General features: G+C 63.0%; 10 protein-coding genes. 4 read left to right on the top strand and 6 right to left on the bottom strand.

The features are described 5' to 3' along the window. The first annotated feature begins 45 nt into the window (after window positions 1-45). On the top strand, window positions 46-2157 hold the full coding sequence (locus ACZ6YA_RS02635; protein WP_465895220.1) for a TonB-dependent receptor family protein: 2112 nt from the start codon (window positions 46-48) through the stop codon (window positions 2155-2157). Between the two features lie 72 nt (window positions 2158-2229). Further along, on the top strand, window positions 2230-2853 hold the full coding sequence (locus tag ACZ6YA_RS02630) for a glutathione S-transferase family protein (RefSeq protein WP_465895218.1): 624 nt from the start codon (window positions 2230-2232) through the stop codon (window positions 2851-2853). On the opposite strand, the gene ACZ6YA_RS02625 is transcribed toward ACZ6YA_RS02630, so the two are convergent. From ACZ6YA_RS02625 to ACZ6YA_RS02600, 6 genes are all read right to left on the bottom strand, one after another. After that, window positions 2854-5250 (bottom strand): TonB-dependent siderophore receptor, encoded by a 2397-nt coding sequence (locus ACZ6YA_RS02625; protein ID WP_465895217.1) that lies wholly within the window; start codon window positions 5248-5250, stop codon window positions 2854-2856. A 65-nt stretch (window positions 5251-5315) separates the two neighbouring features. Next, on the bottom strand, window positions 5316-6260 hold the full coding sequence (locus ACZ6YA_RS02620; protein ID WP_465895215.1) for a FecR domain-containing protein: 945 nt from the start codon (window positions 6258-6260) through the stop codon (window positions 5316-5318). Then, complete coding sequence (locus ACZ6YA_RS02615; protein WP_465895213.1) at window positions 6260-6769, bottom strand: sigma-70 family RNA polymerase sigma factor; 510 nt, start codon at window positions 6767-6769, stop codon at window positions 6260-6262. Before ACZ6YA_RS02615 ends, ACZ6YA_RS02620 begins: the two co-directional genes overlap by 1 nt. A 75-nt stretch (window positions 6770-6844) precedes the next feature. After that, window positions 6845-7642: a DUF6508 domain-containing protein gene (locus tag ACZ6YA_RS02610; RefSeq protein WP_465895212.1), complete on the bottom strand. Its 798-nt coding sequence runs from the start codon at window positions 7640-7642 to the stop codon at window positions 6845-6847. Between the two features lie 33 nt (window positions 7643-7675). Continuing rightward, entirely contained in the window at window positions 7676-8131 is a 456-nt protein-coding gene (locus ACZ6YA_RS02605) for a GNAT family N-acetyltransferase (protein ID WP_465895211.1), read from the bottom strand. Window positions 8132-8188: 57 nt separating this feature from the next. After that, window positions 8189-9352, bottom strand: a complete 1164-nt coding sequence (locus ACZ6YA_RS02600; protein ID WP_465895210.1) for an MFS transporter — start codon at window positions 9350-9352, stop codon at window positions 8189-8191. Window positions 9353-9447: 95 nt separating this feature from the next. Between ACZ6YA_RS02600 and ACZ6YA_RS02595 the strand changes: the two genes are divergently transcribed. Together ACZ6YA_RS02595 and ACZ6YA_RS02590 are read left to right on the top strand one after the other, a co-directional pair. Next, on the top strand, window positions 9448-10392 hold the full coding sequence (locus ACZ6YA_RS02595; protein ID WP_465895209.1) for a LysR family transcriptional regulator: 945 nt from the start codon (window positions 9448-9450) through the stop codon (window positions 10390-10392). After that, complete coding sequence (locus tag ACZ6YA_RS02590) at window positions 10389-11135, top strand: SDR family NAD(P)-dependent oxidoreductase (RefSeq protein WP_465895208.1); 747 nt, start codon at window positions 10389-10391, stop codon at window positions 11133-11135. The genes ACZ6YA_RS02595 and ACZ6YA_RS02590 overlap by 4 nt, the downstream gene beginning before the upstream one ends. Window positions 11136-11231: the final 96 nt, after the last annotated feature.

The following is an 11231-nucleotide window of genomic DNA, read 5'->3' as shown; positions in this document are numbered from 1 at the left end:
CCATAGAACGCCGAGGACCTAAGATGACTTTCAAGGAATACGACGATGCGTGCGATCCAACCCCATCCACTGCGCCTGGCGATCCGCCAGGCCGCCCTGGCCACCGTGGCCACGGCCCTGCTGGTCCCGGTCACGGCACTGGCGGCTGACCAGGCCCTCGGCACGGTGACCGTGCAAGGCAACAAGCAAACCGAAGTGCAACAAGCGGCCAGCGCCTTGGCCGAAGTACCTGGCGGCACCAGTGTGGTCGACAGCGAAGAAGTCGCCAAAGGCCGCACCGCTACCCTGCAGGACACCCTCGCCTATCAGCCCGGCGTGTTCGTGCAGTCCACCGGCGGCAACGATGCGGCGAAGATCTCGATCCGCGGCTCCGGCGCCAACACCTCGCCGGGCTACTTCCGCGAAGGCATCAAATTCCTCTTCGACGGCCTACCACTGACCGGCCCCGGTGGCACGCCCTACGAGTTTCTCAACACCAGCGGCGTCAACTACACCGAGATCCTGCGCGGCGCCAACGCCTTCCAGTACGGCGCATTGACCCTCGGTGGCGCGGTCAACTTCGTCAACCACAGCGGCTACAGCGCCCCCGGCCTGCGCGTGCGCGCCGAGGCCGGCAGCTACCATTACCAGAAGCAGAGCATCAGCTACGGCGGTGTCGAAGGCGACTTGGACTACTACCTGCAAGCCGACAATTACCGCAACGAAGGCTACCGCGATTACAGCCTGGCGAAGAGTTCCGGCATCGTCGCCAACGCCGGCTACCGCTTCAGCCCGAAACTGGAAACCCGCCTGCTGCTGCGTTACCGCGACGAAACCCACAATGACCCCAGCGCCACCACCCTCGATGGCGCCCTGCACCACAGCCGTCGCGCCAGCGCCACCGCAGAAAGCAGCGGTGCCGGAGCGCGCCGCCCCGGCAGCATCTGGCTGGGCAGCAAGACCACCTACACCTTCGACGACGACGCGCGCCTGACCGTCGGCCTGTCGTACCACGACTACCGCCACACCAACAGCCCGCGCAGCCCGAGCAACCCCAGCTACTGGGACTGGCACGACCTCGGCCTGCTGCTGGGCTACGACCGCGTCGACTACCTGTTCGGCCATGAAAGCCGCAGCAACATTGCCTTTACCTCCACCCAGCACCTGCGCGGCGGGGTGAATTCGGCCAACGACGACAAGGTGTCGCTGAAGAAGGTCGACTACAAGGACTCGTTCGACCGGGTGATCGCCCTGGGCAACGACCTCAATCTGGTCGACAACCTCTGGCTCACCAGTGGCGTGTCGTTCATCAACGTGCGGCGCAAGGTCGATATCGACCACGCGGTAAATGCCAACACCACCGACTTCCCGCAGCACGTGGACTACGACAACTGGAGCGTGGCGCCACGCATCGGCCTGCGCTATGAGTTCAGCCCCAACCTGCAGTTGTTCACCAACTTCAGCCGCAGCATCGACCCGCCTGCTTCGTGGGAATACTCGGGGTCAGGCCCTGCCCTGCCCTACATCCGGCCGCTGGTGGAACAGAAGGCCAACACCTTCGAGGTCGGCATCAAGGGTTCGCACGGCATCTTCGACGGCAGCCTGGCGCTGTACCGCTCATGGATCCACGACGAACTGCTGAACGTGCAGCTGATCCCCGCCACCTCCACGGCGGCAGCGGTCACTGGGGCCTTCAATGCGTCGCCGACCATCCACCAGGGCGTCGAGGCTGGCCTCAACACCCGCCTGTGGGAAAACGCCCAGGGCGACCTGGTGCGCTGGCGCCAGATGTACACCTACAACGACTTCTACTACCGGCACGACGACGCCTTCGGCGACAACCAGCTGCCGGGCGTACCCAAACACATCTACCAGGGTGAATTGCAGTACCAGGACCACAGTGGCTGGTACACCGGGGTCAACGTGCAGTCGGCGTCGCGCACGGCGGTGGATTATGCCAACACGCTGTACGCCCCCTCTTACACCATCTGGGGCGCGAACCTGGGCTATGAAGCGCCCAAGGGCAACTGGAAGGTCTCGCTGGACTTGAAGAACTTGGCCAACAAAGCCTACGTGAGCGCGATCACCCCGGTGTACAACGCCAACGGGCAGGACACCGCAGCATTCTGGCCAGGCGACGGGGTGGGTGCATACGTGGGGGTGGAGGTGCGTTACTGACTGCTGCCAGAGGCCTTGACCGAGGGAGTGCCGTGGTTGACGATCGGCACTTCCCGGTAAAGGACTGACAGCATGTTACGGATATTGGGCAGGGCGTCTTCCATCAACGTGCGCAAGGTCCTATGGGCCTGCAGCGAGTACGACATTCCCTTCGAGCGCGAAGACTGGGGCATAGGCTTTCAAGCCACCGACGCCCCGGCCTTCGTGGCATTGAACCCCAACGCCATGATTCCGGTGATTCAGGATGGCGATTTCACGCTGTGGGAATCCAACACCATCATCCGCTACCTGGCGACCCGCTACGGCGATGCGGCGCTCTACCCGACCGAGGCAAAAGCGAGGGCCCGTGTCGATCAGTGGATCGACTGGCAGTCCTCGGACCTCAACCGGTCTTGGAGCTACGCCTTCATGTCGCTGGTGCGGCATTCGCCCGCTCACCAGGATGCCCAGGCACTTGCCGCCGGGTGCGCAGAGTGGTCGCGCTACATGCGCATACTCGATCAGCAACTGGCCGCGACCGGGGCTTACGTTGCCGGGGACCGCTTCACGCTGGCCGATATTCCCATCGGGCTTTCGGTCAATCGTTGGTTCGAAACGCCCTTCGAGCATCCGCACCTGCCGGCGGTCAGTGAATATTTCGAGCGCCTGACCGAGCGACCCGGATTCATCCTGTACGGGCGCAATGGCACGCCTTAGTCAAAACCCCAGGGTCGCCGACAACAGCCAAGTCCGGGGCGTAGACAAGGTCAGCCCCGGCTCGCTGTCATCCGACGCCCCGGCCGAAGCCCAGTAACGATCATTCAGCACGTTTTCGACACTGGCACGTACCGTAACCTCGGTGGCATCGACCTTGAAGGCATACCGTGCCCCGAGATCGAAACGCTCCCAACTATCTATCTGCTTGCTGTTGTCCTGATCCAGGTACTGCGAACTGGAGTGAATGCCGCGCGCCGTCAGCGTCAGCCCGGCCATACCGGGCACATCCCATTCGGCGCCGAGGTTCACGTTGTACTCCGGCGTTGCCGGGGCGCGGTTGCCATCAAAGGTGCCGCCGACGGTATCGGTCAGTTCACTGTCGATGTACATCACCCCACCCAACAGGCGAACGCCGTCGAGCGGCTCGCCAAACACGCTGAGCTCGATCCCGCGGTTGTCGCGCTTGCCATTGGGGCCGAACACGCGTGAGCGGGCGTTGGTCTCATAGGCAGGCTGGCGGATGCGAAAGGCGCTGGCGGTCAAGGCGACGGTGCCCAAGTCATACTTGGCGCCGACCTCGACCTGGCGGCTGGTGAACGGCGGGAAGATCTGGTCTTCGTTGACCGAGGTCGATGGCGCGATCTTGCCCTGGCTCAGGCCTTCCATGTAGTTGGCGTAGAGCGACAGTTGGTCGGTGACCTTGAGCAGCACGCCGCCCGAGGGCGAAACCTTTTCCTCGTCATAGGCCGTGTCGCCCTTGATGCCATTGCTCCAGTCATCGACCTGCACCCTCTGCCAGCGGGCACCGAGCGTCAGCAGCAGGCGGTCGTCGAAGAAACCCAGGGTGTCGGCCAGCGCCAGCCCGGTGAAGCGGTTCTCCGTATAGACCTTGGCGTCGATCCGCGTCGGGGTGCCGGGCGTCGGGGTCGCCACCGGGTTGTAAAGGTTGCTGGGCGCCGAGCCATAGCGCGCGCCGCCGTTTTCGAAGTCCATGTAGAAGTACGTGGCGGCCAGGTTCAGTTCATGACTGACCGGCCCGGTATGAAACCAGTTGCGCAGCCCGGCCATGGCCGTGCGCACGCTTTCATCGCGGGTGAAGTCACGTGGCTGGACGGTGAAGTCGCCGGCGTCATTGATGATCGAAACGTTGTGTCGCAGAAAGTCATGGTTGCTCTTGCGCGCCCCGACCGCGCCGTAGGCCAGCAGCGAATCGCTGATATCGTACTCGGCGTTCAAGGCGCCGAAGGTGTCGTTGGTGCGTGCCTCGCTCCAGGCCTGGGCGTAGTTGTGGCGCACGTCCTCGGCGTCCGGCACCTTGGCGTTGGCACCCACCAGCACCCGCTCCTGCGGGGCGTCGGTGTCGCGCTCGGTGTGGCCGAGGTCGGCCGAAAGCCGCAGGCGCTCACCGCGAAAATCCAGGCCCAGCACGGCCATCTCGCGTTCGACGCGCTGGTGGTCCCATTCGGTGTCGCCGGACTGCTTCACGCCGTTGAAGCGCACGCCGAACTGGTCGCCCTCACCAAAGCGCCGACCAATATCCACCGCACCGCCCACTTGGCTGTTCGAGGCGTAGCTGCCGGTGAATTCGGTGATGGGCTTGTCACCTGCGCGCTTGGGCACCACATTGATGCCGCCGCCCACGCTGCCACGCGGCGAAATGCCGTTGATCAGCTGGCTTGGCCCTTTGATGATGTCTACCCGGTCGGCCATTTCCATGTCGATGGAATAGGTGGGTAGGATGCCGTATAGGCCGTTGTAGGCAACGTCGCTGTTGAATAGGCTGAAGCCGCGAATGGTGAACTGCTCGAAACGCCCACCCGCTGGGTTGGTTGCTCGCACCGAGGGGTCGCTGGCGATCAGGTCGCCCAAGGTACGGGCCTGCTGATTCTTGACCAGGTCACTGGTGTAGGTGGTCATGCTGAACGGCGTGTCCATGAAGTCGCGTGAGCCAAGCAAGCCCTGCGAACCTTGGCGCGCGACCTGACCGCCAGCATAGGGCTGTGCTTCGCTGCCCAGCGCCTGTGTACCAACAATGCTGGTCGGGGCGATTTCCAGAGCATCGGCGCCCTGTGCAACCGGCACCAGGGTGTAGGTCCCCTCGCCCACCTGTTGCAGCTGCAGGCCACTGCCCTGCAGCAACTGCATGAAGCCTTCCGCTATGCTGTAACTGCCAGACAAGCCACTGCTTTGCCGGCCATTGAGCAATGCCGGGTCGAGCGAAAGGCTGACACCGGCCTGGTCGGCAAACCGGGTGAGCGCAGCGCCCAGGCTGCCGGCGGGCACCTGATAGGCTCGGCGGGCTAGGTCATCGGCCCAGGCAGGTGAACTCAACAGCAGGCTCAAGGTGAAGCCCAGGTGCATCCAAGGGCGTGGGCGGCAAGGCAGTACTGCAGGCATCGAACAAGGCTCCCGTTATTTTTTCCTACTGCTAATGACCGGCGAGTGGAAAAAAGGGGACAGCCTCACGCGCGATTTTCTCGCGCGGCGAGCGTGACCCAGTAACGGGTGCGCGCATGTACCTCCAGCGGCAGGCTGGCCGCCAACAGTGACAGCACGCGGTCCGTATCGTCGAGGCGGAAGGTCCCGGTGACACGCAGGTTTTCCAGGGCCGGCTCCCAGCGCAAAAGCCCGGGTCGGTACCTGCGCAACTCATTCAAGAGGTCGCCCAGTGGCCGATCGTCGAGCCTCAGCACCCCGTCGCGCCAGCCCAGCAGACCATCATCCAACGCAGTGACCGGGCCAACGCCTGCGGCCTGCAGGGTGGCCTGCTGCCCAGCCGACAACGCCAGGGCAGAACCGCGCAGCGGTTTCAGGGTAGCCATGCCGTTGAGCACCGACACCTGGCAAGCCTGATCGAGCAGACGCACGCAGACCTCGGCAGCGCTGACCGCCACCTGCCCTAAGGGTACCTGCACGGCCATATCCAGGCCGCTGGGGACCGTGACGGCAACTTCACCCCGTACCAGCGTCAGGCGTCGCGCAGCCAAGTCGATGTTGACTGCGCTGTCGGTGTTCAACTGCAAGGCCGTGCCATCGCTTAACTGCAGTCGCCTGCGCTCACCTACAGCGGTGTGCAGGTCGGCGGTCCACGCGTCCACTGGCACCTGCCGGCCAATCAGCCAGGTGGCGGGGACCAATGCCGCCACACCCAGCGCTTGCTTGAGCAACGCTCGACGCCCGGCATCCGGGCGGTCCAGCGTGGACATCGCCAGCTCGCCGGGCAATTGGGCAAACCGCTGGCGCAGCAGCAGCGCCTTTTGCCAGGCGCTCTCGTGCAGGTGGTCGCTGGCGCGCCACTGCGCCAGGCGCTGCAGCTCGCCTTCGTTGGCCTTGCCGGAATCGAGCAGCGCCAGCCAGCGCGCCGCAGCCCGCAACACTTCGCGGGTTTCAGGTGATTGTGCAGGCATTACAACTCTGCCAGCAGGCAGTGCTCGTAGGCCTGCGCCATGTAGCGTTTGACGGTCCGTTCGGAAATATCGAGACGTTCGGCGATTTCACCGTAACCAAGGCCTTCCAGCTGGCTCCAGAGAAACGCCTTGCGCACCGGGGCTTTCAGCCCGTCGAGTAATGCGTCGAGTGCTTGCAGGGTTTCCAGCAGAATCCAGCGCTGCTCCGGGGACGGCAGACTCCGCTCGGGTAATTGTGCCAACGCATCGAGATAGGCCTGCTCCAGACTGCGGCGTTTATGAAAGTTGCTCAGCAGGCGCTTGCCCACAGTCAACAGATAGGCACGTGGCTCGCGGATTTCGGCGAGTGGCTGAGCGCTGGCCAGCACTTTGAGGAAAGTATCCTGGCTCAGGTCAGCCGCATCCCAGGCGTTGCCCATGCGCCGGCGCAACCAGGCTTCCAGCCAGCCACGGTGCTCGCGATACAGGGCGGGCAGGCTGTGCTCCGGGGGCGTGGCGGCGTCGATCATGGAGAAGACCTTGCGGTGGTGTAAATGTGAGTGATTCTAATTTACGCAGCAATGCAGTTCCAAGCTTTTCTCAGGTCACATCATCTTGCGCAAGCTCGCCAGCCGGTTCAGGATTTTCAAGATGCAGCCCTGTTCGATCATGCTTGCCCAATGCCCGTCGCAAAAGCGCTCGCCCCTTACGCAATCGGTCAGCATGCCTTGAATTTCGGCGAGGCTGGCTTGCGCGATGGCAGCGGGGTCTCGGAGCAGGGCCTGCGCACCACTGCGCCGATAGTCGTAATGCGTCCAGTGTTCCTTGCCAGCTTCGCGGAAGAACGCCTCAACGACATCGACATACGTCGGCCACGTGTTGTTGCCCATTATGGAGTAGGTCTTGATGGCGACACCGTCTGGGTAAAGCTCAGGCAGGTAACGCAGTAGCGCGTCGATATCGGCTAGCCGGGGCGCATACAGCGTGTAGCCGCACCCAGGCAGGATATTGCGTAGATAGACCAAGGCGCGCTGGAACACCGTATGACATTCGTCATAAGGCAAATCGGCGAATGAAGCCCAGAAAAAACTGAACACGTGGCCATGATCATCATGGGTCTGGTGCGACCAGTGTTCGGCCAGAGGTTCTTGGACTTCACACAGCTGGAACGACCAGACCTGGCCCTGATGTGCCGCATCCCAATGACCAAGATCGCGCTTGAGCACTGCGCGGGTGATGCCCGCCTCCTCCATCAATTCCCGCAGGGCCGTCTGCCCGGGTGTTTCGCCCGGCTCGATCGTGCCTTTGACCAATTGCACACCCGCCTGTGGATGGCGAAACAGGAGGATTCTGGGCGGGAAGGTGGGGGACAGCAGCACGGCGCAGGCTTTGTCGGGGAGCACGACGGTATCCTTGTCAGCGAGAGGAAAAACAGTCTACACCCGTATCGGCGAGACTTTTTCGTAACGCTTATAGCCGTGGTGATCCGTGCCTGTGCACGCGTACTCAGCTTGCTCGTACATCAGCCTTGCTGGATTGTCTGCGCGAACGCTGAGCACCAGGCGGCTGAAACCGGATTGCGCTGCATCAGCGCCAAAGCGCGTCAGCAGCGCCCGGCCGATGCCATTTCGGCGGTACTGCGGGCTGACGTTGAGGGTGCACAGTTCGGCCAGGTCCTCGACAGGCATCCACAACGAATAGCCCGCGAAATGGCCGTCGATCTCTGCCACCGTGAGCCGCTCGAAATGCTCGACCCAGCGTGTCAGGTGCCGGTGCAGGTCGTTTTGCCAGGCCAGTTCGTGAGTGGGCTCCCAACTGCGGATGTAGCCTTGCTCGCCCTGGTAGATAGAAGGAATGTCCGTGACGAGCGCTTGCCTTAGCGTCAGTGCCATAACCCTGTCCTCACCCACTCATTCATCGTTAAAAGGCCATAGTCGCTGAAGCGGCGCTCACCCGCAAAGTGCAAGCGGCTGCGGCCGTGTACGCCAAACCACGGTCATCAACAGACCTACTCCCGCCATCATCGCTCCGGCCAGCGAAATCGCCGAATAACCCAGACCCGCATTAATGACGGCCCCACCCAATGCAGCACCTATGGCGTTGCCCAGGTTGAACGCGCCAATGTTTACCGCCGACGCCAGGTTGGGCGCGTCCTTGGCAGCCTCCATCACACGCATCTGCAACGGTGGCACCAGGGCGAAACTGGCTGCACCCCAGACCAGAATGGCCACGGCAGTCGGCAGCGGCCAGCCCAGCACCAGCGGAAACACCAGCAACACCGCAATCAATATCGCCAGCGAAACCATCAAGGTACGGTCGACTGAGCGGTCAGCCGCTTTGCCACCCCACACGTTACCCAAGGTCAGCCCGACACCGAACAGCACGAGCATGGCGGTGATGAAAGGGGTGGAAGCCCCCGCCTCGCTGTGCAGGATCGGCGCGATATAGGTGAACACCGTGAACATCGCGCTGGACCCCACTACCGTCAGCGCCAGCGCCGACAACACCGGCCCACGCGTCAGGACGCGAATCTCGGCCAGCGCGCCATTGCTCGCAGGCAGCTTCAACTCGGGCAATGCGAACCACAGTGCGACCATGGTCACCAGCCCAAGGCCGGCAATGCCCCAGAACGCAGTGCGCCACCCCATCAGCTCACCGAACCAGGTGGCCAGCGGCACACCACCGATGGTGGCGAGCGTCAGCCCCATGAACATCGCCGCCACGGCACCGGCGCGCTTTTCCGGCGGCACCAGGCTAGCCGCGACGATGGAGCCAACGCCAAAGAACGCGCCATGGTTGAGCGAGGTCACCACACGGGCGATCAGCAGGCTCTGGTAATCGGTGGCCAGCGCCGACATCAGGTTGCCCAGGGTAAAAATTGCCATCAGCCCGATCAGCAGGTACCGCCGTGGGATCTTGCCGGTGGCCAGGGTCATCAACGGGGCGCCGATCAGCACGCCAATCGCGTAGGCGCTGACCAGCAGCCCGGCGGCAGGGATCGACACACCGAGGTCGGCGGCAATACTGGGCAACATGCCCATGGGAGCGAATTCGGTGACACCGATGCCGAAGGCACCGACGGCGAGTGCGACGAGAGGTGGATTGATACGCATGGCAAAGCTCCTAATCTGTGCCTGGAATGCTACGATTCGAGCTTTTAAAGCACTAGATAGCATTTCTGGAAACCACCTTTGCGCAAGAGGCACAAATGGAATACAACGGCCGGTCCGGCGAGATGGAGGTTTTCGCCAAGGTGGTGGACGAAGGCAGCCTTTCGGCTGCTGCGCGAGCGCTGGGGCTGACCCCGTCGGCCGTCAGCCGGATCATCGCGCGCACCGAACAGCGCCTGGGCACCCGCCTGCTGTTGCGCACCACCCGGGCGATCACGCTCACGGCCGAGGGCGATGCTTATTTGCGCGGCGCCCGGCGCATCCTGGCGGACATGCTCGAGGTTGAAGATGCCATCACCGATCAGGGCGTACCGAGGGGCCGGCTGAGGGTCAGCGCCGCCCTTGGCCACGGCCGCCAGACCGTGGTGCCGCTGGTGGCTGCGTTCAGCGCGTTGTATCCACAGGTATTGGTCGACCTGACGCTGAGTGACGAAGTCACCGACATCCTCGGCGGCCAGGCCGATGTCGCCTTGCGTTTTGGCCATCTACCAGACAGTTCCCTGAGTGCGCGTTTCATTGGCGACACCGGCGAAGTCATCGTTGCCTCGCCCGCGTACCTTGAGCGTTGCGGTACTCCCGAGCGACCGGAAGACCTCGCCCGGCACAACTGCCTGCGCTTCAACTTCCGCCGTGCGGTTTCAGAGTGGCCGTTTCTTCGCGAAGGGCAAGCCTTTTCGCTGAAGGTGGCCGGCACTATCGAATGCAGCAGTGGCGAGGCCCTGGCGCAGCTGGCCAAGATTGGCGCTGGTATTGCGCGCATCGGCACCTTCACGGTTGCCGATGAACTGCGAAGCGGTGAACTGGTACCGCTGTTGGAGGCTTACAACCCCGGCGACCGCGAGCCGATCCACGCCGTATTCGTCGGTGGCCCGGCGATGCCGGCGCGGGTGCGGGTGTTTGTCGACTTCATGGTGCAGCATCATCAAGGCTGGCCAGGCGCAAACCCGCGCACGACTGAAGTGCAACAAGGAGAATCATCATGATGCAGAACGCACTCATCTGCGGCGCCAGCCAAGGCATCGGTTTGGCACTTTGCGAGCAGCTGTTGGCCCGGCCCGACATGTCACAGGTGTGGGCCGTATCGCGTAACGCCAGCGCTGCAGAAGCGCTGACTGACCTTGCCTCAACGTACGGCGAGCGCCTGATTCGAATTGATTGCGACGCCCGCAGTGAACAGTCGCTTGCCATGCTCGCCAAAGCAGTTGGCCGCAGTTGTTCTCAGCTTCATCTGGTGATCAGTACCGTGGGCATCCTGCACCGGGACGGCGCAAAGGCAGAAAAGGCGTTGGCGCAGCTTGACCTAGCGAGTTTTCAAGCCAGCTTCGCTACAAATGCCCTAGCGCCAGTCCTGCTCCTTAAACACCTGCTACCGTTTCTGCGCAAACAGCCCTGCACTTTTGTCGCGCTGTCGGCGCGAGTAGGCTCTATCAGCGACAACCACCTGGGTGGCTGGTACAGCTATCGCGCCAGCAAGGCAGCTCTGAATCAGTTGCTGCACACTGCCAGCATCGAGCTCAAACGCCTCAACCCTGCTTGCACCGTGCTGTTGCTACACCCCGGCACCACCGACACACGGCTTTCAGAGCCATTTCAGGCAAATGTGCCCGCCGAGCAATTGTTCGAACCTGCCTTTGCCGCGCAGTGCATTCTTGAGCAGATCAGCCGCCACGGGCCGGCGGACAGTGGCAGCTTCTGGGCATGGGATGGTCAGCCAATCCAATGGTAACCATGGCTGAGATGCGTTGACAGCAGTCCTGTGGGAGCGGGCTTGTCCCGCGAACACGGGCGAAGCCCGTGCCATTCACCGCGGCGTTTGCTTCGC

Source organism: Pseudomonas sp. NPDC090752 (assembly GCF_055584805.1).
The sequence above is the reverse complement of the archived record's forward strand: the minus strand, read 5'-3'. Positions and strand labels throughout refer to the sequence as shown.

Excerpts from the sequence above, each read along its gene's own strand:
- ACZ6YA_RS02625 (WP_465895217.1), bottom strand. The coding sequence starts at position 5,250 with ATGCCTGCAGTACTGCCTTGCCGCCCACGCCCTTGGATGCACCTGGGC.
- ACZ6YA_RS02605 (WP_465895211.1), bottom strand. The coding sequence starts at position 8,131 with ATGGCACTGACGCTAAGGCAAGCGCTCGTCACGGACATTCCTTCTATC.
- ACZ6YA_RS02590 (WP_465895208.1), top strand. The coding sequence starts at position 10,389 with ATGATGCAGAACGCACTCATCTGCGGCGCCAGCCAAGGCATCGGTTTG.
- ACZ6YA_RS02600 (WP_465895210.1), bottom strand. The coding sequence starts at position 9,352 with ATGCGTATCAATCCACCTCTCGTCGCACTCGCCGTCGGTGCCTTCGGC.
- ACZ6YA_RS02630 (WP_465895218.1), top strand. The coding sequence starts at position 2,230 with ATGTTACGGATATTGGGCAGGGCGTCTTCCATCAACGTGCGCAAGGTC.
- ACZ6YA_RS02635 (WP_465895220.1), top strand. The coding sequence starts at position 46 with ATGCGTGCGATCCAACCCCATCCACTGCGCCTGGCGATCCGCCAGGCC.
- ACZ6YA_RS02615 (WP_465895213.1), bottom strand. The coding sequence starts at position 6,769 with ATGATCGACGCCGCCACGCCCCCGGAGCACAGCCTGCCCGCCCTGTAT.
- ACZ6YA_RS02620 (WP_465895215.1), bottom strand. The coding sequence starts at position 6,260 with ATGCCTGCACAATCACCTGAAACCCGCGAAGTGTTGCGGGCTGCGGCG.
- ACZ6YA_RS02595 (WP_465895209.1), top strand. The coding sequence starts at position 9,448 with ATGGAATACAACGGCCGGTCCGGCGAGATGGAGGTTTTCGCCAAGGTG.